Raw genomic sequence first — 23,854 nt, 5'->3', positions numbered from 1 at the left:
TACTACACCGTCCGGTTCTGCTTGGTGGTGGAGGAGTCGGCCTTGACCGCGTCGGCCTTCTTCTGCATCTTGGCGCAGAACTCTTCGGCGGTGATGCGGCCGAACATCAGCGAGTTGGTCTGCTTGCGCAGCTCGGTCTCCAGCTCCTTGTACCAGTTCTCGAAGCTGCTGTAGGTGACGATGTTGGCGCCCGCGGCCGTCTGGGCGTCGTTGATGCTCTTGAGGCCCGGGGACAGCGACAGGCCCTCGGCGGCGCCGACGACGACGGTGAGGCTGCCGGACTTCTCGGTGAAGCCCTTGGCGCCCTCCTTGGAGAGCATGATGCGGGCGTACTCAAGGGCGCCGGCGGTGTTCTTGCCCTTCGAGGGGATGATGTACGGCTCGCCCGCCGCGGAGCGGATGGCCTCGAACGGCATCTTGTCGGACGGGGTGAGGCTCGGGGTCGGCGTCACGGCGTACTCGAAGGTGTCGGGCGTGTTGCTCTTCTGCTCGTTCTCCAGCCAGGAGCCGGAGGGGTACAGCGCGACCTTGTCCTGGTTCTGACGGGTCTGGACCTCGGTGTGGATGAGGCCCTCGTAGCTCTTGTCCATGAACTTGCCGATTTCGGCCCACGCGGCGGCCGACTGCTTCACGGAGTCGCGGTTCCAGACGCCGTCTTCGAGGTTGTCGATGTCGATCAGGAGCTGGTTGCCCTCGATCTTCGCCGCCGTGATCAGGATCATCCAGTACTGGTAGTAGGAGGCGTTCTTGCCCGCGTAGGCGTACGGCGTGATGCCCGCCTTCTTGATGGTCTCGCAGAGGGTCTTGAACTCGTCGAATGTCTTCGGCGGGGTCCAGCCCTTCTCCTGGAAGAGCTTGCCGTTGTACCAGAGGCCGTATCCGCTGGAGACGTAGTTGAGGATGTACGGCTTGCCGGCGATGAGGCCCGACTCGACGGTGCCGGGGATCAGCGTGTCCCTGACCTTCTTGCTCGGGTCGTCGAGCGAGGGGGCGTCGAACAGCTGGGTGAGGTCGAGCAGCTGGCCCTCGGTCTGCAGGGCGCCGTTGTCCATCAGGTCGGAGCCGGAGTTGGCGATGAAGTCGGGGACGTCGCCGCTGGCGAAGCGGGGCTGCAGCGTCTGGGCGATCTGCTGCGTGGCGACGTGCTTGACGGAGGCCTTCGGGAACTCCTTCTTGTACAGCGGCTCGTGCACGTCGGTGGCGTAGCTGTCGCCGAGACCGCCCTTGAAGATGACGACTTCGAGGGGGGCGTCCGCCGCGACCCCGAAGGGGTTGGCCGCCGAGGTCGCGGCGCCGCCGGCCGTGGCGGTCGGGGAGGCCGCGGAGTTGCCTCCGCTGGTCGCACAGGCGCTCAGCATGCTCGCCGCCGGTCCTGCGACGAGTGCGGTGAGGCCGATCCGGCGGAGCATCTGCCGCCGGGTGATCTCTCGGGGCGTGCCGGCGGAGTTGGACATGCGACCCTCCAGGAATGGGGCAATCAATTAGGAAAGTTTCCTAAACGTTTGAGGAACGTACGTCCATCCCGGTACAGCGTCAAGTGGTATGGGCCAACCCGTGATCGAGCTGTAGCCGACCAGCAAACGACCCGCGACAGAGGGGGACGTCCGACACCTTGTGAAACTCCTCCGTAACCTAGCAACAGCACAGGTCACCGCCCGATGATGGCACAAATTGAAGCCGAATCGACACCCCTTTGACCCGGTCTAGACCAGTGAAGTCGGGGCGGCTCGTCATGCCGCCAGAGGTCCGGTATGCCACCCCTCCGGCCCATCCTGCCGGTGACCGAAAGCGAGGGCGCGAGCGCGCGGCGTCGGCGGCCGGGGTGAGACCTCGGGGTCCGCGCGAGACGCGGGCGTCCACGGACCGGACCGGGCTGCGGCCGGACCCGCGAAGCGGCTAGCGTCGAACCCAACATCCCCGACATTCGAGGAGCAATGGGTTGCCGCTCCAGATGATTGGCGCTCCCAGCGATCCCGACCTCATCCGTCTGCCTTGGGACCTTCCCCTGGAGAGCTGGCCCGAGCACCACCTCGTGACCCTGCCGCGCGGCATCTCCCGGCACGTCGTCCGGTTCGCCCGGCTGTCCGGGCGGGTCTACGCGATCAAGGAGATCAGCGAGCGGTACGCCAAGCGGGAGTACCAGCTCCTGTGGGACCTGAGCCGGCTCGACACCCCGTCCGTCGAGCCCGTGGCGGTCGTCACCGGCAGGACGGACGCCTCCGGCGAGCCGCTGGACTCGGCGCTGATCACCCGGCACCTGCAGTTCTCGCTCCCCTACCGCGCGATGCTGTCGGGCACGCTCCGGCCGGACACGCTGATCCGCCTGCTGGACGCGCTGGCCGTGCTGCTCGTACGGCTGCACCTGGCCGGGTTCTACTGGGGCGACTGCTCGCTGAGCAACACGCTCTTCAGGCGGGACGCGGGAGCGTTCGCGGCGTACCTGGTGGACGCGGAGACCGGCGAGCTGCACCCGGTGATCAGCGAAGGCCAGCGCACCCACGACATCGAAGTCGCCTATATCAACATCTATGGGGAAATGCTGGACCTGGAGGCGGGAGGGTTCCTACACCCCTCGATCGACCCTCTCGCGTTCGCCGACCAGCTCTGCGAGCGCTACCACCGGCTCTGGGACGAGCTCACGCAGGAGGAGATCGTCGAGGACGTCGAGTGGCATCTCATCGACCAGCGGATCCGGCGGCTGAACTCGCTCGGCTTCGACGTCGCCGAGATGATGGTCAGGCGCAAGGCGGGCACCGCCCGGCTGATCGTACGGCCGAAGGTCGTGGACGCCGGGCACCACCAGCGCCGCCTGCTCCGCCTCACCGGGCTCGACGTCGAGGAGAACCAGGCCAGGCGGCTGCTCAACGACCTCGACTCCTTCCGGGTCGCCAAGGGGCTCCGCCACGAGGACGAGGCGATCGTCGCGCACCGCTGGCTCGCCGAGACCTTCCAGCCGACCGTGCACATGATCCCGCAGAACCTGCGCGGCAAGCTGGAGCCCGCGCAGCTCTTCCACGAGGTGCTCGACCACCGGTGGTTCATGTCGGAGGCCGAGGGCCACGACGTCGGCCTGGACGCGGCCCTGCGCTCGTACGTCGACACCGTTCTGGTGTACAAGCCCGACGAGAAGGCCATCATCGGCGACGAATCCACCGTGGACCCGGTCAGCCCCTGACCGCCTCCGTCCGCGAACCCGGCCGGTCCCCGACCCCCACCGCCTCCGAACCGCGACCGGCCTTCCGGCGCGGCGAGGGCTCAGCCGGTGCCTTCCAGCTCGCCGAGATACCCGGCGGCCTCCGCGATGCGGTCCTCGCCGAAGACGCGGACGCCGTCGGCCTCCAGCAGGGCGGCGGTCACCCCGGCGCCGGGGGTGACGTTCCCCCGGAAGGTGCCGTCGTGGATGCGCAGGCTGCCGCAGGAGGGGCTGCCGTCCTTCAGCAGGGCGATCTTGATGCCCGTCGACCGGACCAGGGCGAGGGCGGAGCGGGCCCCCGCGAGGAAGTGGCGCGTGACGTCGTCGCCCTCGGGCGTGAGGATCCGCGCCGCGCCGGCCAGCACGGCCGCGCCGCCGGCGCCTCCCTCGATCTCGGCGGGCGGCCTCGGCACGGGGAGCCCGCCCTCGACCTCGGGGCAGAAGGGCACGAGCCGCCCCTCGGCGCGCCAGCCCGCGAGCAGCGCGTCGTCGACGGTCCTGGCACGCCCGTCGAAGCGCACCGGCCGCCCCACCAGGCACGCGCTGACGAGGATCCTCTCCACCCCTCCACGGTAACCCGCGAGACCCGTCCGCTCGACGGCCTCGCCGTGCGCTTCGAGGGCTACAGGCGATCGGCGCGCTCGGTCAGCTCGGTGACGGCGGTGGCGATGTCCGGCCACAGCGGGCGCGGCAGGTCGTGGGCCATCCCGGGGAAGGTCAGGAGCTTGGCGCCGGGGATCGCGTCGGCCGTGGCGACGCCACCCGGAAGCTGGATCAGCGGGTCGGCCTCGCCGTGGATCACCAGAGCGGGCACCGACAGCTCGCGGAGGGCGGCGGTGCGGTCGCCGGAGGCCATGATCGCCGCCAACTGGCGGCCGAACCCCGCGGGGTCGTAGCAGCGGTCGAAGCTCTGGCCCGCGACCCTGGTGATCCCTTCCTCGTCCATCGGGAAGCCGGGCGAGCCGATGACCTTCCACACCTCCACGGCGCGGCGGACGACCGCCTCCCGCTCCGGGGCCGACCGTGACAGGAGCGCGGCCATCGCCTGCTCGGTCGGCCCCCCGATCTGCGGGCTGGGCGTGGACATGATGGAGGTGAGGCTGCGGGTCCTGGCCGGGTGCGCGATGGCGAACGCCTGGGCGATCATCCCGCCCATCGACACCCCGAGCACGTGGGCGCTCGCCCAGCCGAGCGCGTCCAGCAGCCCGGCCGCGTCGTCGGCCATGTCGCCGAGCAGGTACGGGACCGCGGGCGCGCCGCCGTCGGACGCCGCGCCGAGGTAGGGCATGTCGGCCTCGTGGAAGTGGGTCGACAGGCCCGCGTCCCGGTTGTCGAAGCGGACGACGTGGTGCCCTCGCTCGGCGAGCAGCTCGCAGAACTCCTCGTCCCAGTGGATCATCTGGGAGCCGAGCCCCATGATCAGAAGTAGCGGGCGCCCGCTCGGGGAGCCGAAGGCGTCGTACACGATCTCGATGTCGTTCGCGGTCACGCGGTTCATGAGAACAGAATTCCATTCTGTTTCATGCGGCGGCAAGTCCCGTCTTCACCCGAAGACCGCCCGTAGACCGCCCGTAGACCACCCGAAGACCGCGCGAAAGCCGCCCGGAAGCCGCCTTGACGACGACGACGGCGGCGGGCGCCCGTGAGCGCCCGCCGCCGTGCCGCTCAGGCGGCCGTCGTTCCTCCCTGGGTCACTGGGTCGCCAGGTGGGCCTTGAAACCCGCGCCGTAGTTGGTCGCGGTGCCGTTCCAGTCGGTGATCAGCGAGGGACCGGAGGAGCAGTCCCAGTTGTTCCACGTCCACGCGAGGTAGGAGACGCCCTTCTGGTCGAGCCAGTTCATCAGGGTGTCGATGTACCCGTGGGCGCAGTCGTTCTCGCCGATCTCCCCCGCGACCAGGGGCACCTGCGCCGCGACCGGGGCGAGCTGACTGTCCCAGCAGCTCTGGCTGGAGCAGGTGTTGAAGTTGTAGGAGTGCCAGGCGGCGGCGAGGTTGCCGGTCGAGTCGGACGGCTTGTTGGCCAGCCAGCCGGTCAGGTCGTTGGAGTACGCGAGGCCGCCGAGCAGGATGACGTTCTGGGCCCCGGTGGCGCGCACGGCGTTGACCAGCGTCTGCATCCCGGCCACCTGGTAGCCGATCCCCGCGCACGTGCCGCCGTCGCGCCAGCAGGCCCAGCCCGAGGCGGCGCTGCCGGTCGCCCGCTCCGGGTAGGGCTCGTTGAACAGGTCGAACACGATGGCCGTGTCGCTTTTGAAGGTGTTCGCGACCGAGGTCCAGAAGCTGGGCGCGTACTGGGCGTCCGGCATGGGCTTCTGGCACGACGCGTGTACGTCGGTGCAGGCGGACGAGTTGCCGGTGTAGGTGCCGTAGCTCCAGTGCATCTCGACGATCGGGGTGATGCCGTGCGCCAGCAGCCTTGCGACGTAGCCCTTCACCTCGTTCTGGTACGTGGTCCCGCCGTACTGCGGCTGGACGTTGCTCGTGCCGAGCCAGCACTCCTCGTTGAGCGGGACGCGGACGGTCCGGATCTTCCACGCGGCCATGGCGTTGATGGAAGCGTCGTCCATCGGGCCGTTCCAGATGCCGTTGCCCTGGAGGCACGCGAACTCGCCGCCGGAGCGGTTGGCCCCGAGGAGCCGTACGGCCTGGCCGGAGGCGTTGACGAGCTTGTTGCCCGACACGTGCAGCTTGGGCGCCGTGCCCGGGGGAACGGTGGGCGTGACCGTCGGGGTCGGCGTCGGCGTGAGGGTCGGCGTGACCGTCGGGGTCGGGGTCGCCGTCACAGAACCGGTGCAGGTCACCCCGTTCACCTTGAAGGCGGAGGGCACCGGGTTGCTCCCGGTGAAGGTCCCGGTGAAGCCGACGCCGCTGATGGTGGCGTTCGTGGCGAGGGCCCCGTTGTACGACATGCTGGTCGCCGTCACGTGCGCCCCCGACTGCGACCACGTGGCGTTCCAGCCGGTCCCGACCTTCTGGCCGGCGTCGGGGAAGTCGAACTCCAGCTTCCAGCTCGTCAGCGGGTCACCGAGGTTGGTGATCGCGACGTCGCCCTGGAAGCCTCCCGACCACTGGTTGACGACCTTGTACACGACCTTGCACCCGGCGGCGGCGTTCGCCGCGGACATGCTCACCGCGGCGACTCCACCGGCGGCGACCAGCACGGCCGCCGCGAAGGTGGCGAGACTGCGTCTCATCAGGACTTCCTTTCGGGAAATGAACAGCCCTCGGCAAGAAATGGGTTGCCGCTGGCGGAAGCGTCCTGAAATTAACCGATTAAGTCATTGATCGCGACTCATACCGGCAATGGCCATCCGGACCGGCACCGGCACGTCGGAGGCGATCGGATGACAAAGAGCGTTCACCTGACACCGGCGGCTTCACAGCCTGGAGAAACGCCGGAAGTCAATCGCTGGTTGAACCGATTAACCAGCCTTCGCTGCCCCGAAAGAAGGATGAAACATTCAACTCGAAGCCACCGCGCGGACTGCCTCGTCGACCGGCGTGTCACCCCCGACGAGCTCCAGGGTGCGCCCCCCGGTGCCGGGGGTGCCCAGCAACCCGGCGATCACGGCGGCGACGTCGTCACGGGTGACCCCGCCGCGCGGCACCGGCGGCTCCGCCAGGGTGACCAGGCCGGTGCCGGGGTCGTCGGTCAGCCCGCCCGGACGCAGCACCGTCCAGTCGAGGTCGCGAGCCCGCAGGTCGTCCTCGGCGTCGGCCTTGGCCCTGATGTACGCCGCCCAGACCTCGCCGGCGCCGGGCTCCGGCGGCCGGTCGGCGCCCATCGCGGAGATCTGCACGAAGCGCCGCACGCCGGCCCGTTCGGCCGCCTCCGCCAGCAGCACGGCCGCCGCGCGGTCGACGGTGTCCTTGCGCGCCGCGCCGCTGCCCGGCCCGGCTCCGGCCGCGAACACGGCGGCGTCGGCTCCCCGCAGGTGGGCGGCCACCTCCTCCACCCCGGCCGTCTCCAGGTCGCACACGATCGCCTCGGCCCCGGCCTCCCGGACGTCCCGCTCGTGGCCGGGGTCGCGGACCAGCCCGACGGGCGTGTCCCCTGCCCCGCCAGAACCCGCGCCAGCCGAAGCGCGATCTTCCCGTGCCCACCCGCGATGACAACGCGCATACGAGCCGCCTTCCCGTCGACCCCTGATCAGCAGGACGCCCGTACGACCGGCAGCACCTCGGCGCCGAGTCTGGACAGGTTCTGGTGGGTGAGGGCGGGGTCGCCGGCTCCCTCGACCATCAGGATGAGGTGGCGGACGCCCGTCCGCTTGATCGTGGCGAGCATCGTGTCGGCGCAGTGGCCGGGCGAGCCGACCGGGTGCAGGCGGCAGAGGAGGTCGGCGTAGTCGTCCGCGTCCCTCGGGATGTACGTGCGGTCGTCCACCGTCCGGTAGCCGGCCAGGCCGGGCGCGAGCCACCTCGGGAGCGACTCCTTCATGGCCGCGACCGCTTCGGAGGTCGTATCGGCGACGTACGCGACGCCGGCCGCGACGTGCCGTATCCCCGTCAGGTCGTGACCGTGCGCGGCGGCCGTGCCCGCGTAGCCCTCGACCAGGGCGGCCTTGTCCGGGTCGCCGATGTGCATCCCGAGCAGCATGGGCAGCCCTCGTGCCGCGGCCACTTTGACCGTGCCCGGCGAGGTCGAGGCGACCATCGGACGCATCGGCCTTCCCGGCCTCGGCACCATCTCCACCTCCCTGAACCGGAAGATCGCCCCCTTCGCCGCGACCCGCTCCCGCGTGAGCGCGGCGATCAGCAGGTCGAGGCTCTCGACGAAGCCGTTCTCGTAGCGGTCGAGCCCGGTGCCGAAGACCTCCAGGTCGACCCATGGGCCACCGCGCCCGACGCCGAGGCGGAAGCGGCCGCCGGACACCTGGTCGAGGAGTGCGGCCTGCTCCGCGAGCGCGATCGGATGCTGCGACGACAGCACGCTCACGGCCGTACCCACCTCGATGCGCCGCGTGCGGCCGAGCACGTACCCCGCGAGCGTCGTGGCCGAGGGGCACACTCCGTACGACATGAAGTGGTGCTCCGCGATCCACACGTCGTCGAACCCGGCCCGCTCGGCGGCCACCGCCGTGTCCACGGCGGCCGACAGCACCTCGCCGTGGTCACGCCCGGGAAACCGCGCGGCCGGCAGGAACACCCCGATCCGCACTTCCTCTGCCACGGAGCCAACTCTGCCAGCCCACGACGCCACCGACCGGCTCATACGGGCGAGCCGGACCAGGTGGCGGCCGCAGGCGGCACGGCCCCGTCCGGCGGCGGGGTCAGCCGGCCTGGTCTCCTGGCGGCATGGAGGGGTTCGCGCCTCCGGCGGTCCGGCTCCGTCCGACGCCGGTGGCGTGCTCCGGAGTCGAGACGCCGTAAGGACGTCCGGACGGGTGCTCGACGCCGACCTTCTTGCGGCCGGCCTCGTCCTCCCGCTGGGCGATCTTCTCGGCGCGGGCGCTCGTGCTCGTGCCGACGCCCAGCGGCGACCTGGCCTCGGTGTCCGTCGAGCTCACGCCGTGCTCCTCCACCTCCGTGACCACGCGCGGAGGCCGCCTGTCGCCTCGCGGCGGGCTCTCGAACGCGCGGTTGCCGGCCATGACGACCTCCTGGTGGACCTTGGCGCGGAGCTTCTCCAGGCTGGTCCTGCGGCCCGGGGCCCCGGGCTCCCGCGGATCGGTCATGACTGCACCCCCATCGCATAGCGTTCCCGCCGGCGGGCGCCGGGCGGGACCTTCCCCCCACAGGGTTCGTACCCCGGGCGCCTCAGCAGATACGCGGCAGCGGGTCGCCCACCAGCACGTCGACGATCCGGGTGCCACCGAAGGCGGTCTTGAGCAGGACGAGCCCGGGGGGATCCCCGGCGATCCGCCCGATGACGGCCGCGCCCGTTCCCAGTGGGTGCGCCTGAAGCGCGTCCAGCGCCGCCCCGGCGGACCGCTGGTCCACCACGACGATCATCCGGCCCTCGCAGGCGACGTAGAGGGGGTCGATGCCGAGCAGTTCGCACGCCCCGCGCACGCCGGGCCGTACGGGGATCGCGTCCTCGTCGAGGACCACCGCGACCTCGGAGGACTCCGCGACCTCGTTGAGCACCGTCGCCACGCCGCCGCGGGTGGCGTCCCGCAGGCAGCGCACCGACCCGCCGTCGCACGCCGCGAGCAGCCGCGCGGTCAGGCCGTTGAGCGGCGCGGTGTCGGAGACCAGGCCGGCGGCCTCGATGTCGAGCCCTCCGCGGGCGAGCATGACCGTGACGCCGTGCTCGCCGATCGGCCCTGACACGATGACCGCGTCGCCTGGCTCGGCGGCGGACGCGCTGAGCCGGACCTCCGGGTCCACCGTCCCCACGCCGGCCGTGGTGATGTAGCAGCCGTCGGCCTTCCCTCGCTGCACGACCTTGGTGTCACCGGTGACCACCGCCACGCCCGCCTCCCGGGCCGCCGCCGCCATGCTCGCGGTGATCCGGCGCAGGTCGGCGACGGGGAAGCCCTCTTCGAGGATGAACGCGGCCGACAGGTACGCCGGGCGCGCCCCGCACATCGCGAGGTCGTTGACGGTGCCGTTCACCGCCAGGTCCCCGATGTCGCCCCCGGGGAAGAAGAGCGGCGTGACCACGTAGGAGTCGGTGGTGAACGCCATCCCGCCGTCGACCGCCCCGTCCGCCAGCGGCTCCAGCAGCGGGTTGCGGAAGGACTCCAGGAACACGGCCTCGATGAGGGTTCGCGTCGCCTTGCCTCCCGCGCCGTGCGCGAGGGTGATGAGGTCCTCGCGGACACGCGGTCTGCGGCGGCGCGCCCGTTCGATCCGCTCCAGCACCTGTTCCTCGGAGCTCACGTCCGCGTCGCCTCCTTGACCCGGTCGCGCGAGAACCGGCCGAAGTTGTAGTAGGCCGCGCAGGCTCCCTCGGAGGACACCATGCAGGTGCCGATCGGCGTCTCCGGGGTGCAGGCCGTGCCGAACACCTTGCACTCCCAGGGCTTGAGCACGCCCTTGAGCACCTCACCGCACTGGCACGCCTTCGGGTCGGCCACGCGCCCGCCCGGGATGTCGAAGATCCGTTCCGCGTCGAAGTCCGCGTACGCCTCACGCACGCTGAGCGCCGATTCGGAGATGAACCCGAGCCCGCGCCACTCGAAGTGCGGGCGCAGCTCCATCACCTCGTTGATCACCGACAGCGCCTTGAGGTTGCCGTCCCACGGGACCACCCGGGCGTACTGGTTCTCCACCGCCGCCCGGCCCTCGGCGAGCTGGAGCAGGTTCTGGTAGACCGACTGCAACACGTCGAGCGGCTCGAACCCGGCGACCACCAGCGGCTTGCCGTAGTCGCGGGCGATGAAGCCGTACGGCCGGCAGCCGATGACCGTCGACACGTGGCCGGGCCCGATGAACCCGTCGAGCCGCAGGTCGGGAGAGTCCAGGATCGCCTTGATCGCGGGAATGATCGTCACGTGGTTGCAGAAGACCGAGAAGTTGCCGATCTTCTCGGCGGCGGCCCGCAGGACGGTCATCGCCGTCGACGGGGCCGTGGTCTCGAACCCGATGGCCATGAAGACGACCTGCTTGCCCGGGTTCTCCCGGGCGATCTTCAGGGCGTCCAGCGGCGAGTAGACCATCCTGATGTCGGCGCCCCTGGCCATGGCGTCCAGGAACGACCCCCGGCCGCCCGGCACCCGCATCATGTCGCCGAACGACGTCATGATCACGCCGGGCCGCTCCGCGATGTGGATGGCGTCGTCCACCCTTCCCATCGGGATGACGCAGACGGGGCAGCCCGGCCCGTGCACCAGCGTGACCGCCGGCGGCAGGTGGTCCTCCAGCCCGTGCTTGTAGATCGTGTGGGTGTGCCCGCCGCAGACCTCCATGAACTTGTAGGCACGGCCCGGCTCGCACAGCGCGGCGATGCGGGCGGCGAGCGCCCGTGCCTTGTCGGCGTCGCGGTACTCGTCGACGAAGCGCATCGGAACGTCACCCCTGTTCGATCATGGATTCACGCAGAGCGGCGATCTCGTCCTCGTACGCCTGGCCGATGCTTTCGAGGAAGTCCATGGCCGACGCGGCCTCGGCTTCGTCGATCTTCGACAGGGCGAACCCGACGTGGATGAGGATCCAGTCACCGGGGACGAGAGCCTCGCCCTCCAGCAGGCCGATGTTGATGGCGCGCCGGACGCCGCACACATCGACGTTCGCGAGATCAGGGCGATCCGACAGGATCTCCACGATCTCCCCGGGAATCCCCAGGCACATGGGTCGCCTCCGCGAGCTGGATGGATTCGAGGACGAGGTCGTCGCCGCCCTCGGTGTCGACGTCGGTGGCCCCGCAGCCGGGGCACACCGCGTAGGGGTCCACCGACGTGGCCGTGTTCCCGCAGGCCCGGCAGGTGAGCCGGACGGGAAGGGTGACCAGGTCGAGACTCGCGCCCTCGGCCACCGTTCCCTCTGCGACCATGGCCCACGCGTCGTTGATCGAGGGCTCGGCGACGCGGAGCAGGGCACCTACCTGTACCCGTGCCCGGCGTATCCGCCGGCCGTCGGCCCGGCCCTCCACCGCGGCGAGGATCGACTCCGCGATCCCGTACTCATGCACGATTACCTCACCTCATCTCTCATGTCTCTCGGTCTCCGCTGGTCGGCCCGTACGTGCCGGGTCACATCCGCCTGATCTGCATGTAGCGCTTGATGTCGGGGATCGACCGGTAGACCAGGACACCCACCCCCACCAGGACCGCGAGCGTCATCAGCCGTTTGGTCATGTCCGTTCCTCCTTTCGGCCCGCGACGGCGGACGCCGTCGCGATCTGTTCGGGGACGAGTTCGAGAACCAGGTCGGCGGCCCTCGGCACGGCGTCGGCGACCGGCGGGCTCAGCTCCATGCCGGGCGACACGTCCGCGGGCTCGCATCCCACGAGCAGCACCTGCCCGGTCCCGCCCAGCGTGTCCGCCAGCGCGAGCACCGCGTCCGGGGTCATGTCGTGGGCGTCGACGAAGGTGCCCGGGTCCTCGCCGGCGGTCGGCCGGATGACGTACAGCGTGCCCGGCGGCCCGCCGCGCGAGACCGCGTCGACCAGGATCGTGCAGTCGTAGCGCCCGCCGGTGAGCTCGTAGGCGAGATGGACGCCGCGGATGCCGAAGTCGGTCGCCACGACCCCTTCCGGGAGCTCTCTCTTGGCGAGGAGCCTGGCCACGGCGACGCCGAAGCCGTCGTCGCCGAGGAAGACGTTCCCCACGCCCGCCACAAGGATCTTCACGCGCTCACCTCCCCGCCGGTGAGCGGTTCGACCTCGTCGGGGGCGAAGTAGAGGAAGCGCCCGTGCGAACGGTGCAGGTCGGCTCCGAGGTCGTCGTCGAGCGTGACGGCCAGGTAGCGCCCTCCGTCGACGTCGAGCAGCACGGCCTCCACCTGGGCGGTCTTCCCGGCGAGGAACATGTCGTGCGCGTCGGCGCGCCGCCTTCCGGGGGTCAGCCGCACGCGGCTCCCCTTGGTGACCTCCACCCCCGCGACGGTCACGCTGTCGGTGTCCGGCGAGGCCGAGGCGTCGGCCGCCGGGTCCCACCAGGGCGTGGACGGGGGCGTGGGCGTGCCCAGGTGGCGGATCGCGCCGTGCAGCCGTTCCACCAGCTCGGGCGGCAGGTCCCCGGCCCTCTGGATGATCTCGGCCGCCCGGGGGTCGGTGGCCCGCGCCTCCCGTTTCTCCTCGTCGGTGAGCGTGAGGGTCCGCAGGTGGAGCATCTCGTCGATCTCGGTGGAGTCGAACAGGTCACCAGGGCTCTCCGGGGCGATGTCCGGGTGGTCGTACAGGATGATCGGGGACGACAGCATCACGTCGCGCTGCCCGGGCTCGCCGACGAGCACGGGCCAGGTGTTCTCGTTGCGGCAGCCGTCCGTGGCCGCCCTGGCCCACTCAGGAGGGTCGGTCAGCGACAGGAAGCCTCCGGACGTCACCCCGATGAGCAGGTGCGCCGCCACCAGCGAGTGCCGCAGCGCCTGCTCGCGCGAGGCCGCCGCCCGTACTGGCTCGGTGACGTTCTCCAGCCGGACGCGGAGCCTCACCAGGCCGTACGGCCCGGCCATCCGCTCGGCCGCGACCCGCAGCACGGCCCGCACCGGCTGGTGAACGTTCACGACGCGGCCCAGCGTGTCACCTGACGCCGTGAGGATCGGCTCCTCGGACCGGTCACCGGGGACGCGCACGACGACCGTGCGCTCCGCGCCGAACAGGTGCGGCATGGGCAGCACGGCCTCCATCTCCCGCGAGGTGGCCTCGTCGAAGGTGATGTGGGTGGTGCCGTCGCATTCCAGCTCGCCGACCGGCCGGAAGCCACCGGGCTCGGCGCGCTCCACCCGGCGCTCCTTGACGTGGAGGAACCGCAGGCGCAGGCGTACGAGCGCGTTGGACGAGCGTTCGAGGAGACATTCGGTCACGCTCCTCGACGGCTCGGCCGTGGCCGTGTACCAGGGGGGCACGAGCACCCCGAACTGCCAGCGCAGCCGGTTCTTCGCGGCCGAGGCACGGTAGGGGTACAGCAGGTACCCCTCGTACAGCACCGCGTCGGCCACCTTGCGGGCCGTGTCCATCGGCACGCTCATCCCCGCGCCTCCTTCAGCAGCACTTCGACGACTTCGTCCCAGGTGGCCAGCGTGCGGTCCGACTTGAACCGCTGTAGCGCCCGCAGCGTGTCCCGGTGGAGCCGCAGCCAGCCGCTCGCCGGGAAGTAGCGGTCGATCATCTCCCGCCACACCGAGACGGGCAGATCCTGCCGGGCCTCGCAGTGCCAGGGCACCGGCCGCACGGTGAAGCCCTCCCCGGCCCTGGCGAAGACGGTGCCGCTGAAGAGCAGCAGCAGGGGAACCTCGCCCTCGTCCAGCGAGGCGAAGTACTTGCCCGCGGCCACCTCCAGGTCGTAGCTGCACGGCACCGGGACGTCGACCTCGGTGGCGCCGGTGAACCTCGGAACCATGATCGAGATGTTGGCGAACTGCAGGGCCCTCATCGTGTCCCCCCACCGTGAAGGGTCCCCGAACAGGTCGGCGAGCAGCTCCGTCTCCGCGGGGCCGTACCGCCGGCGCTGGGGCTCGACGCGGATCTGGCACCGCAGCGCGATGGCGTGCACGGCCTCGCCTTCCGGCTCGGTGATGCCCACGCGGAAGAGCAGCGTCGGGAAGGCCGCGTAGGGGTCCACGCGCACGCCGCGGCAGTCGAACCGGATCTCAGACACGACCGCGCCCCTCCGCCCCGGGCGCGGAACCGGATGGCACGTGCGGCGCGGCGCCGGAAGGCACGTACGACGTGGGCGCGACCGGGTGGACCACCTCGCCGCGGCGGCGCAGTTCCGCGAAGAAGCCGTCGATGGCGTCCCACGCCTCCTGCCCGCCGTGGAACCCCTTCCAGTGCAGCCGCACGAGGCCGACCAGCTCGTAGCAGGAGTCGATCGGCACGAGGTGACACGTGAACCCGTCCGGCCCGCGGTCGACGAGGTACGCCTCGACGTCCGGCAGCGCCTCCGCCAGCTCCGGGTTGGCGGCGAGGACGCGGTCCCAGGTCGACAGGTCGAGCAGCGACTCGGTGGCCCCGCCGGGGCTCGGGTAGAAGGCCACGAACCGGTCGAGCGTGGAGTTGCGGAAGAAGAACGCCGTGCGCACCGGGATCTGGAGCTCCTCCCAGTCCATCGCGTCCAGCCGGAACGAGGGGACGTGCAGATAGCGCTCCGGCACCGCGCGGTACCGCCCGCGCGCGACCGTCCCTCCACGCGACAGCAGCAGGACGCAGCCTCGGCACACGCAGAGCAGCCCGCGGCTGTCGATGTTCACCGCGTGGCCGTGGCGCTCGTCGAGCGCCTCGGCGCACATCTCGCACCTCGGCCCGGCCTGGGGGCGAGGCTCGCGGAAGCGCCGCAACCCGGCAGGCTCCCCCGGATCGCGCCGCTCCGCTCCGCCCGGGGTCACGGGGCCGCCTCCTGTGGCACCGGGCACTCGCCCGGCGGCCGGTGCTGGATCTGCAGGAGCGGGGACGTCCGGTCGTCCGCCACCCCCTCGACCTCCACGCGGGACACCTCGGGCGCGGCCCTGAGCACCGCGCGCTCGATGGAGCCTGTCACGGTCGCCCGCGACGACGAGCACCCGTGGCAGGTGCCTTCCAGGCGCAGCCGTACGACGCCGCCCTCCTCCACGCCGAGCAGTTCCACCCCGCCCTCGTGCAGCCCGAGGTACGGGCGCACCTCGTCCAGCGCGGCGCGGACGCGATCTGCCGTGCCGAGCGGGTGCAGGTCGTGGAGGGCGAGCAGGCCCGAGACCACCTCGTCGCCGGTGAGGCGGTGCAGCACCTCGGCCGCCTCGCTCTCGACCACGATCCGCATGACGCGCTCCAGCCCCGCGCCGTACAGGCCGACGACGCCGCGCACGAGCTCCTCGGCCTTCACCCGCGTCACCGGGCCGGCGAGCGCGCCGAGCTCGTCGATGAGCGTCTCGACGCGGTCTCCGGCAGCCCGGATGTCATGGTCCTCGCGCATCTGCGCCGGTTCCCCCTCCTGGCGCCGGGGAGCGGAGAGCTTCCCGGCGCCCGATCGCTCAGGCCGAGTTGAAGGCATGCGGACTGTGCAGCTTGCGTAGTTCCTGGCCGTTGCCGAGGTACATGTGCACCCCGCACGGCAGGCAGGGGTCGAAGCTGCGCACGGTGCGCATGATGTCGATGCCCTTGAAGGTCTCCGGCGGGTTCTCCTCGAAGATCGGCGTGTTCTGCACCGCGTCCTCGTACGGGCCCGGGGTTCCGTAGCTGTCGCGGACGCTGGCGTTCCAGGGCGTCGGCGGGTACGGGTGGTAGTTGGCGATCTTCCCGTTCTTGATCACCATGTGGTGCGACAGGACGCCGCGCACCGCCTCGGTGAACCCGCAGCTGATCGCCTCCTCGGGCACATCGAACGGCTCCCAGGTCTGGGTGCGCCCTCTTCTCACCTCGTCCAGCCCCCGCTCGACGAAGTACAGAGCGCAGGCGGCGGCGTACGCCTGGAAGTAGGAGCGGGCGCGGTTGCGTTCGAGCGCGTTGGACAGCAGCTCGCCGCCGCGCTCGGGGATCTTCCACTCGAACGTCTTCTCCGGCTTGGTGGCGCTCTTCGGGAGGTTGATGAGCACGCTGTGGCCGGTGGACTTGACGTATCCGATGTCCACCTTCCCCGACAGGGCCGTCGACCACAGCCGGGCGATGGGGCCGCCGCCGGTGTCCAGCGCGAGCAGGTCCTTCCCGTCGAACCAGCGGGGCGACATGACCCAGCTGTACTTGTCGTTGAAGTCGCGCTTCTGCGGGCGGGGGATGGTGTGCTGGTTCCAGGGATGCCGCATGTCCACCGGGTTTCCCAGCGGGTCGTGGGTGACGAAGGGCTCCTGGCCCTCCCAGTCGTCGTAGTACGAGCTTCCCAGCAGGACCCGGATCCCGAGGTTGATGTCCACCAGGTTGTTGGTGACGAGGTTCCCGTCGACGATGATGCCGGGCGTCACGAACATCTCGCGGCCCCAGGCGTTCATGTTCTCGTAGGTGAAGTCGCAGTGGGCCGGATCGTTCAGGCTGCCCCAGCAGCCCAGGAGCACGCGCCTCCGCCCGACCTGCTCGTACCCGGGCAGCGCGTCGTAGAAGAAGTCGAACAGGTCGTCGTGCATTGGCACGACCTTCTTCATGAACTCGACGTACCTCATCAGCCGCGTGAGGTAGTCGGTGAAGAGCTGCACCGTCGCGACCGTCCCGACGCCGCCCGGGTAGAGCGTCGAGGGGTGGACGTGCCTGCCCTCCATCAGGCAGAACATCTCCCGCGTGACCCGGCTCATCACCAGGGCCTCGCGGTAGAACTCGCCTTCGAGCGGGTTGAGCGAGCGCATGATGTCGGCGATGGTCTTGTAGCCGTGCTCGCCCGCGTGCGGGCACTCGGTGCGCTCGGCCAGTTCAAGCACGCCCGGGTTGGTCTCGCGGACCATCTTCTCGCAGTAGTCGACCCCCACCAGGTTCTCCTGGTAGATGCAGTGGTCGAACATGTACTCGGCCGACTCGCCCAGGTTGATGATCCACTCGGCCAGCGCCGGGGGCCGCACCCCGTACGCCATGTTCTGCGCGTAGACCGAGCAGGTGGCGTGGTTGTCGCCGCAGATGCCGCAGATCCTGCTGGTGATGAAGTGGGCGTCGCGCGGGTCCTTGCCCTTCATGAAGATGCTGTAGCCCCGGAAGATCGAGGAGGTGCTGTAACACTCCGCGACCTCCTTCTTCGCGAAGTCGATCTTCGCGTAGATGCCCAGGCTGCCGACGATCCGGGTGATCGGATCCCAGGCCATCTCGACCAGGTCGGGGTTCTGGTCCTTTGAGGTCGTCATGTCAGCTCCGTCTTCATGTCAGCTCCAGGGCGCCTTGTAGCCGGTGAGCAGGGCGCGGCCCTTGGCGCGCCACTTCGGCTCCTTGTCGACCGTTCTGAGGGTGATGTCGCGCAGCCTGCGGATGACGCCGCCGTACACCGTGCTGACCGCCGAGGACACTAGAGCGCCCGGAGGCTCGTCCATGAACGGCATGAACTTGTCCGGGAAGCCGGGCATCGTGCAGGCGATGCAGATGCCGCCGACGTTCGGGCAGCCGCCGATGCCGTTCATCCAGCCGCGCTTGGGCACGTTGCACTTCACGACCGGACCCCAGCACCCGATCTTGACCAGGCACTTCGGCGAGCCGTACTCGACGGCGAACTGGCCCTGCTCGTAGTACCCGGCCCGGTCGCACCCCTCGTGCACCGTCTGCCCGAAGAGCCACGCGGGGCGCAGCGCCTCGTCCAGCGGGATCATCGGGGCCTGTCCGTTGAGCTGGTAGAGCAGGTAGAGGAGCGTCTCGGACATGTTGTCCGGCTGGATCGGGCAGCCCGGCACGTTGACGATCGGCAGCCCGGCCTTCGACCGCCAGTCCCAGCCGAGGTAGTCGGCGACGCCCATCGCGCCGGTCGGGTTGCCCGCCATGGCGTGGATGCCGCCGTACGTGGCGCAGGTGCCGGCGGCGACCACGGCGGTCGCCTGGGGCGCCAGCCGGTCCAGCCACTCGCTCAGGGTCATCGGCTGGCCGGTCTCCGGGTTGTTGCCGAACCCGGACCAGTAGCCCTCCTGCTTGATCGACTCGTTCGGGACCGAGCCCTCGACGACCAGGACGAACGGGTCGAGCCCGCCGCGGGCCGCCATGAAGTACCACTCGATCATGGCGTCCGCGCCCTGCATCGGCCCGCTGTTGAAGTCGATCAGCGGCCAGTGCACCTCGACCTTGGGCAGCCCGGGGAGCGTTCCGAGCACGATGTCCTCGATGCTCGGCTGCATCGCCGCGGTGAGCGCGACGGAGTCACCGTCGCAGCTCAGCCCGGCGTTGATCCAGAGTATGTGGACAACAGGCTCCTCCTGCTCCGGCGCCCTGCTGCCCGCTTTCTCAGTCGTCGCGGCCATACCGCCTCCCCCACTGCTGGTCGGTGTCGGCTCCGAGCACGTGCTGCGTGGCCTCCCAGAGCACGTGGTAGACCGTCGTCTGCGCCTCCTGGATGCGGTGCACGGACGACGACGGGATGACGAACAGGTAGTCGAGGACGTCCAGCTCGGCCAGCTCGGCGAGCCTTCCGCCCTGGTAGCCGGCCAGGCCGACGGTCAGCATGCCCCTGCCCCACGCCTCCTCGAAGGCCTGGACGAGGTTGGAGGACCCCCCGCTGGTCGACAGGCCGAGGGCGATGTCGCCCGGCCTGCCGAGCGCCGCGACCTGCCGCGCGAACACGACGTCGAAGCCGACGTCGTTGGACAGGGCGGTCACCAGGGCGACGTCGGTGGTCAAGGAGAGCGCCGGGAGCGGCCGTCCGTGCCGGGGGTGCAGGAACGCGGTGGCCACCTCCTGCGCGTCGGTGCTGCTTCCGCCGTTTCCGAACGTGAAGAGCCGGCCTCCGGCCTCGAACCGGGCCGCCATCGCCTCCGCGCACTCGGCGAGCCGTTCGGTGTACAGCTCCGCCACCTGCTCGCGCAGCCGTACGATCTCCACGGCCTTGACCTCGGTCGACCGGTTCACGTGCCCCACGGGCGGACGGGTCGCGTGGTCGGCGTGGTCTGCGTGGTCTGCGTGGTCTGCGTGGTCTGCGTGGAGAAAGGGGTACAGGCGGTGTAGCCCTTCGGAGCAGGCCCCGTCATCCATGCCCATCGCCCGTCCCCTTCGTGATCACGGCGATGGCCTCCTTGGCGTGGACGAGCACGGTGTCGCCCGGCGCCGCGTCGACCAGCGCCACGCTCACCTGCTCGTGGACGCCCCCGATCTCGGCGATCGCGAGGCCGTGGTCCATCAGGCGGACCACGAGCGCGGGAAGGGCCTCGTCTGAGCAGGTGAGGCACACATCCGCCAGGCAGTTCACGCGTTCGGTCATCTCACGGCCTCCCGGTCGGGCGCCTTGCGCGGGCTGGACTGGGCGAAGAAGACATGGACGAGCTCCCACAGCACGTGGTAGGCGGTGACGTGGATCTCCTTCACCACCGCAGGATCCTCCGAGCCCGCGACGAGCACGTGGCCGGCCGCCGGGCCGCGCGCGATGTCGCCGCCGTCGCCGCCCACCAGCGCCATCGTGAACAGGCCCAGCTCGTGGGCGGTCTCAAGGCCCCGCAGGACGTTCGCGCAGCATCCGTCCGGTGAGATCCCGAGCGCCATGTCGGCCGGGTCGGCCCAGTGACGTATCTGGTGGGCGAAGACCTCGTCGAACCCCTCGCGGCATCCGACCCCGGTGACCGTGGCGGTGTCGTTGCTCAGCGCCATCGCCGGGAGCGCCCGCTTGCCCATGATCACCGGGTGCATGAACTCGACCGCGACGTGGGAGGCGTCCGTGCCCGCGCCGCCGTTGCCGAAGACGATCAGCTTCCCGCCCCGGTGGAACCGCGCCGCCATGTCCCGGCACGCTTGCGCGATGCGTTCGGAGTCCTCCGCGAGGCGGCGTCCCGCGGCGTCGCGCCGGGCGAAGGCCTCGCTGACCGCCAGGCGCGTGGTGGATGTCACAGGCATGTGTACGCTCCGTTATGTACCGTAGTCGCCAGGCTACGGTGCGTACGCACGGAACCGACACCCTAAGCGGGACAACCCGGAGTAAAGGCTTGATCGTGGGCGGAAAGCGCGGGTTAGCCCTATCGCATACGGCTTGCCGCCGGCTGGCTCCTCAGGTGGCGGGCGAACCAGTCGCGGGCGAGGCGGGCCACGTGGTCCAGAGCCCCCGGTTCCTCGAACAGGTGCGTCGCCCTGGCCACGATCGCGAACGCGGTCTCCCCGGCCAGCTTCTCCATCGCCTGGCGGTTGAGCTCGATCACGGTGGTGTCGTACTCGCCCACGATCAGGAGGGTGGGCTGGTGGACCACGCGGAGGAAGCCGCCCGCGAGGTCGGGCCGCCCGCCTCGGGACACCACCGCCTGCACCGAGGCCGGGCGCTCGGCGGCGGCCACGAGCGCCGCCGCCGCGCCCGTACTGGCGCCGAACAGCCCGACGCCGAGCCCCGCGACCGGCCGGTGATGCCCGAGCCAGTCGGTCACCCCGGCCAGCCGGGTCGCGAGCAGGCCGATGTCGAAGCGCAACGCGCCGGTGAGGGCGTCGACGTCCTCCTCCTCGGGGGTGAGCAGGTCCACGAGCACCGTCGCCAGTTCGGCGGATTGGAGCTCGTCCGCCACGTGGCGGTTGCGCGGGCTGTGGCGGCCGCTCCCGCTCCCGTGCGCGAACACCACCACACCGTGGGCGGGCCGCGGCACGACGACGTCGGCCCCGAGCGAGACGCCCGCCGCCGGGATCGAAAGGCTCTGGCGAACCACCATCACGTCCTCCTCTTCCCGTCCGGGCCCTCAGTGGCCGGTCGGGCCGGTCTCGGGGATCTCGCCGCGGCTCCAGCGGGCCGGCCGTTCGAGCGGCTCGACGGCCCGCGTCTCGTCGAGGTGGATCACCGCGTCGAACTGGTCGCGCAGGCGGGCGCGGAAGTAGTGGCTCCGCCGCTCGGACCTGGGCCGGTAGACGGCGGCGACCATGCGCTCCAGGCGCGCGGAACTCAGCACATCAGCCGATCGGGGAGCCCTGTCGAACGAGGTGAAGAACGCCTTCTCCCCCACCTCGTGGAACAGTTCCTCGACGCTGTCGCACAGCGCGGGCCTCAGCCACTTGCGCTCCGCCGGCCCGCCCCAGCCGTCCGCCGCGGTGACGGTGCCGGTGTAGGTGGTGAGGCCGATGACGCGGCATCCCTTCCCGTGCCGCTCACGTACGAGCCGGCCGAGGTCGATCTCGCCGCGGCACGCCGCCTCCGTCGCCCGGGCGTCGCCCACGTGGGCGTTGTGCGCCCATACGACGATCTTCGCCGGCCCGCCGCCGCGGCCGAGATGTTCCAGGAGGGCGTCCAGGGTGTCGGCCATATGGCGGTCTCGCAGGTTCCATGAGCAGACGCGCCCCGAGAACATCGAGCGGTAGTGCTCCTCGGCCGTCTTCATGGCCGCCGCGTTCAGTTCCGCGTAGAAGAGCTCCTCCTCGGCCGGCAGTCCCTCCCTGCGCGCGCGGTCCATCGCCTGCCGCAGGTGCTCCACCAGCCGCCCGACGACCTCGTCCTCCCGGCCCTCCCCTGCCCCGCAGGCCGCCTTGGCCCCGTACGCCTGACCGGCGCCGGTGCCGAGGTGGTCGAAGCAGGCGTAGCGCTCGCGAGCTCGGGCCGCGGCGGCGGGGTCGACGCCGTCGAGATAGGTGATCACTTCATACATCGCCCGGTGAATCCCGTACAGATCGAGCCCGTAGAAGCCCGCTTTGTCGGAGTTCCCGCCGAGGCCCAGGTCGTTGTGCTCGCGCAGCCATCCCACGAAGTCCAGCACCACCGCGTTGCGCCACATCCAGGCCGGGAAATGCCGGAAGTCGCGCAGCGCCTCCTCGGCCGTGGCGTCCTGGCTGAGGCCGTGGACGTACCGGTTGACCCGGTAGGCGTCGGGCCAGTCGGCCTGCACCGCGACGGCGCGGAACCCCTTCTCCTCGATGAGCCGCCGCGTCATGGCGGCGCGGGCCGCGTAGAACTCGTGCGTGCCGTGGGAGGACCCGCCTATCAGCACCAGGTGCGCGTCGCCCACGAGGTCGAACAGCGCCTCCGGGCTCGGGATGCCGTCATCGGCGTGCGTGGCCTCCGCGCGGATGGCGGTGACCTCCGCACGGCCCTGCCCGCCCGCCTTGGCCGCCACCGACGCGGCGGACGCGCGCAGCAGGTCACGTACGTCCTCGACGGTGACCTCGGTGAAGTCCCAGTAGGACTGATCCGCCGCGAAGAACGGCGACGGGGTCGTCGCGCAGACCACCTCGTCCGCCTCCGCCTCCATCTCCGCGTAGGCGGCCTCGGACGCGGCGGGCAGCGCGACGACGACGCGCGCGGGGCGCAGCAGGCGCAGGGCCTTGATGGCGGCCCGTATGCCCGCCCCGGTCCCGAGGCCGTCGTCGACGAGGATCGCGACCCTGCCCTGGACGATCCGCGGCCGAAGGTCCTGCCGGAAGTGGCGCTCCCAGCGGGCGATCTCGCGCCCCTCCCAGTCGGCGACGTGCTCGACCACCTCCGGCGGGATGGCCAGGCCCCTGATCACGTCGTCGTTGAGCGCGATCGTCCCCTCCCCGGCGATGGCGCCCATCGCGAGGTCCTCCTGCCCCGGGACGCCGAGCTTGCGGGCGACGAAGACGTCGAGCGGCGCGCCGAGGGCTCTGGCCACCTCGTATGCCGCCGGGGCGCCCCCGCGCGGCAGGGCCAGCACCACGAGGTCGCCGCGGCCGCGGTAGTGGTCGAGCAGGCCAGCCAGCGCGCGACCGGCATCTCTGCGGTCGCGGAACAGACGGTCGGGCATGGCGGCCCCCTAACGCGCTCGGAGGCGGACCGCCCGTCACGCGCCGACGATGCCGCCGCCGGCGTTCGCCCACGCCGGCCGCGCCACCGCCGACACGGTCTCGGGCGGGCCTTGGCCGTTACATCGAGCCTACGCCTCCTCCCCGCTCAGGCCCCGCGGCCATGCCTCTGCCCCATGTCCGGGGGGTTTGTGGGTGGTTTGGCGGGCAGGCGCCGCACGTGGGGCGGCCCATGTCCCGTTTAACATGAAATCTGGCTTAATAAGCGCATTTAATATGTCTTTTACCTTCATTGACCGCAAACACCGCGCTCTATGGAAATACCTAATCGTTGCCGCCGTTCCGGGCCAATCTATTTATCCCTCCCACCTGCGAAGCAGGCCGAACACGTAATTGACACGCCGAAGATCGGCACCGCATAATTACACAGCGGCAACGGAAAGCCCCCGGATCACAGAACGGCCCACCCGTTCTGTCCGTTATCGATATGTCGAACATCCCCCGAGCGACAATCCCCTCCGAGCGACAGAGCCACGAATAATCGGCAGCCATTAATCGCGCGTGCCGGGCCCGCCCGGCTCACGCGATCGGCGATGCGCGCCATCGGCCGGCCGAGCGTGTCACCTCACCTCAGCGTTCCACGCCTTGATTCCTGCCGGCTTGACCGGCTCTCCGCGCACGGCACCAAACCGGAGTTCTCCGGCTGATCCATTTGTCCCCTTCCAGCGCGACAGTGATTGGTGGTGTGGGTTGTGACCGAGACAACCGACGCGAGAACAGACACACACAACGGCCAGACCCAGCAGAGCCTGGCCACC

General features: G+C 70.6%; 24 protein-coding genes and 1 pseudogene. 1 reads left to right on the top strand and 24 read right to left on the bottom strand.

What is annotated here, in order from left to right:
• Window positions 1-2: 2 nt before the first annotated feature.
• On the bottom strand, window positions 3-1,454 hold the full coding sequence (gene ngcE, locus ACGFIV_RS08480; RefSeq protein ID WP_358555863.1) for an N-acetylglucosamine/diacetylchitobiose ABC transporter substrate-binding protein: 1,452 nt from the start codon (window positions 1,452-1,454) through the stop codon (window positions 3-5).
• A gap of 485 nt (window positions 1,455-1,939) precedes the next feature.
• Here ngcE and ACGFIV_RS08475 point away from each other — a divergent pair, with 485 nt between their 5' ends.
• A complete protein-coding gene (locus ACGFIV_RS08475) occupies window positions 1,940-3,175 on the top strand; it encodes a DUF4032 domain-containing protein (protein WP_358555866.1) in 1,236 nt (411 codons plus the stop codon).
• Window positions 3,176-3,255: 80 nt separating this feature from the next.
• Here the strand turns inward: ACGFIV_RS08475 and ACGFIV_RS08470 are convergent, their stop codons facing one another.
• The 23 genes and pseudogenes from ACGFIV_RS08470 to ACGFIV_RS08360 form a co-directional block, all read right to left on the bottom strand.
• Window positions 3,256-3,756, bottom strand: coding sequence for a DUF523 domain-containing protein (locus ACGFIV_RS08470; protein ID WP_358555869.1), 501 nt, complete (start codon window positions 3,754-3,756; stop codon window positions 3,256-3,258).
• A 59-nt stretch (window positions 3,757-3,815) separates the two neighbouring features.
• Window positions 3,816-4,691, bottom strand: coding sequence for an alpha/beta fold hydrolase (locus ACGFIV_RS08465; RefSeq protein ID WP_392833183.1), 876 nt, complete (start codon window positions 4,689-4,691; stop codon window positions 3,816-3,818).
• A 193-nt stretch (window positions 4,692-4,884) separates the two neighbouring features.
• On the bottom strand, window positions 4,885-6,387 hold the full coding sequence (locus ACGFIV_RS08460) for a cellulase family glycosylhydrolase (RefSeq protein WP_392833180.1): 1,503 nt from the start codon (window positions 6,385-6,387) through the stop codon (window positions 4,885-4,887).
• A 267-nt stretch (window positions 6,388-6,654) separates the two neighbouring features.
• Window positions 6,655-7,316, bottom strand: a pseudogene (locus ACGFIV_RS08455) (NAD(P)H-binding protein).
• A gap of 27 nt (window positions 7,317-7,343) precedes the next feature.
• A complete protein-coding gene (locus tag ACGFIV_RS08450; protein ID WP_358559694.1) occupies window positions 7,344-8,354 on the bottom strand; it encodes an LLM class flavin-dependent oxidoreductase in 1,011 nt (336 codons plus the stop codon).
• 112 nt (window positions 8,355-8,466) lie between these two features.
• Entirely contained in the window at window positions 8,467-8,871 is a 405-nt protein-coding gene (locus tag ACGFIV_RS08445) for a hypothetical protein (RefSeq protein ID WP_358559673.1), read from the bottom strand.
• Between the two features lie 82 nt (window positions 8,872-8,953).
• Complete coding sequence (gene hypE, locus ACGFIV_RS08440; RefSeq protein WP_392833176.1) at window positions 8,954-10,021, bottom strand: hydrogenase expression/formation protein HypE; 1,068 nt, start codon at window positions 10,019-10,021, stop codon at window positions 8,954-8,956.
• Window positions 10,018-11,145, bottom strand: a complete 1,128-nt coding sequence (gene hypD, locus ACGFIV_RS08435) for a hydrogenase formation protein HypD (RefSeq protein ID WP_358559677.1) — start codon at window positions 11,143-11,145, stop codon at window positions 10,018-10,020. The genes hypE and hypD overlap by 4 nt, the downstream gene beginning before the upstream one ends.
• Window positions 11,146-11,152: 7 nt before the next feature.
• Entirely contained in the window at window positions 11,153-11,404 is a 252-nt protein-coding gene (locus ACGFIV_RS08430) for a HypC/HybG/HupF family hydrogenase formation chaperone (RefSeq protein ID WP_392833173.1), read from the bottom strand.
• Window positions 11,379-11,771 (bottom strand): hydrogenase maturation nickel metallochaperone HypA, encoded by a 393-nt coding sequence (locus tag ACGFIV_RS08425; RefSeq protein WP_358559681.1) that lies wholly within the window; start codon window positions 11,769-11,771, stop codon window positions 11,379-11,381. The genes ACGFIV_RS08430 and ACGFIV_RS08425 overlap by 26 nt, the downstream gene beginning before the upstream one ends.
• Window positions 11,772-11,832: 61 nt before the next feature.
• Window positions 11,833-11,937, bottom strand: coding sequence for a DUF6893 family small protein (locus ACGFIV_RS08420; protein WP_392833169.1), 105 nt, complete (start codon window positions 11,935-11,937; stop codon window positions 11,833-11,835).
• Window positions 11,934-12,431: a hydrogenase maturation protease gene (locus ACGFIV_RS08415; protein WP_358559683.1), complete on the bottom strand. Its 498-nt coding sequence runs from the start codon at window positions 12,429-12,431 to the stop codon at window positions 11,934-11,936. Before ACGFIV_RS08415 ends, ACGFIV_RS08420 begins: the two co-directional genes overlap by 4 nt.
• Complete coding sequence (locus tag ACGFIV_RS08410) at window positions 12,428-13,771, bottom strand: hypothetical protein (protein WP_392833165.1); 1,344 nt, start codon at window positions 13,769-13,771, stop codon at window positions 12,428-12,430. The genes ACGFIV_RS08415 and ACGFIV_RS08410 overlap by 4 nt, the downstream gene beginning before the upstream one ends.
• A complete protein-coding gene (locus ACGFIV_RS08405) occupies window positions 13,768-14,400 on the bottom strand; it encodes a DUF6084 family protein (protein ID WP_358559687.1) in 633 nt (210 codons plus the stop codon). The genes ACGFIV_RS08410 and ACGFIV_RS08405 overlap by 4 nt, the downstream gene beginning before the upstream one ends.
• The gene (locus ACGFIV_RS08400; RefSeq protein WP_392833162.1) at window positions 14,393-15,127 is read right to left on the bottom strand and encodes a DUF5947 family protein; all 735 of its coding nucleotides are present in this window, start codon (window positions 15,125-15,127) and stop codon (window positions 14,393-14,395) included. The genes ACGFIV_RS08405 and ACGFIV_RS08400 overlap by 8 nt, the downstream gene beginning before the upstream one ends.
• Window positions 15,124-15,690, bottom strand: coding sequence for a NifU family protein (locus ACGFIV_RS08395; RefSeq protein WP_392833159.1), 567 nt, complete (start codon window positions 15,688-15,690; stop codon window positions 15,124-15,126). The genes ACGFIV_RS08400 and ACGFIV_RS08395 overlap by 4 nt, the downstream gene beginning before the upstream one ends.
• 58 nt (window positions 15,691-15,748) lie before the next feature.
• Window positions 15,749-17,533, bottom strand: coding sequence for a nickel-dependent hydrogenase large subunit (locus tag ACGFIV_RS08390; protein ID WP_358559692.1), 1,785 nt, complete (start codon window positions 17,531-17,533; stop codon window positions 15,749-15,751).
• A gap of 18 nt (window positions 17,534-17,551) precedes the next feature.
• Window positions 17,552-18,628, bottom strand: a complete 1,077-nt coding sequence (locus ACGFIV_RS08385; RefSeq protein WP_392833156.1) for a hydrogenase expression protein HypE — start codon at window positions 18,626-18,628, stop codon at window positions 17,552-17,554.
• Window positions 18,612-19,232, bottom strand: coding sequence for an SIS domain-containing protein (locus ACGFIV_RS08380; protein ID WP_358554937.1), 621 nt, complete (start codon window positions 19,230-19,232; stop codon window positions 18,612-18,614). The genes ACGFIV_RS08385 and ACGFIV_RS08380 overlap by 17 nt, the downstream gene beginning before the upstream one ends.
• Before the next feature lie 115 nt (window positions 19,233-19,347).
• Window positions 19,348-19,581: a HypC/HybG/HupF family hydrogenase formation chaperone gene (locus ACGFIV_RS08375; RefSeq protein WP_358554940.1), complete on the bottom strand. Its 234-nt coding sequence runs from the start codon at window positions 19,579-19,581 to the stop codon at window positions 19,348-19,350.
• A complete protein-coding gene (locus tag ACGFIV_RS08370; RefSeq protein WP_358554943.1) occupies window positions 19,578-20,207 on the bottom strand; it encodes an SIS domain-containing protein in 630 nt (209 codons plus the stop codon). The genes ACGFIV_RS08375 and ACGFIV_RS08370 overlap by 4 nt, the downstream gene beginning before the upstream one ends.
• Window positions 20,208-20,326: 119 nt before the next feature.
• Entirely contained in the window at window positions 20,327-21,001 is a 675-nt protein-coding gene (locus ACGFIV_RS08365) for a hydrolase (protein ID WP_358554946.1), read from the bottom strand.
• A 27-nt stretch (window positions 21,002-21,028) separates the two neighbouring features.
• Window positions 21,029-23,038, bottom strand: a complete 2,010-nt coding sequence (locus ACGFIV_RS08360; protein ID WP_392833151.1) for an erythromycin esterase family protein — start codon at window positions 23,036-23,038, stop codon at window positions 21,029-21,031.
• Between the last annotated feature and the right edge of the window lie 816 nt (window positions 23,039-23,854).

This window comes from Sphaerisporangium sp. NPDC049003, assembly GCF_043197795.1.
Taxonomy (GTDB): Bacteria; Actinomycetota; Actinomycetes; order Streptosporangiales; family Streptosporangiaceae; genus Sphaerisporangium.
This window is presented reverse-complemented; position numbering and strand designations above follow the sequence as displayed.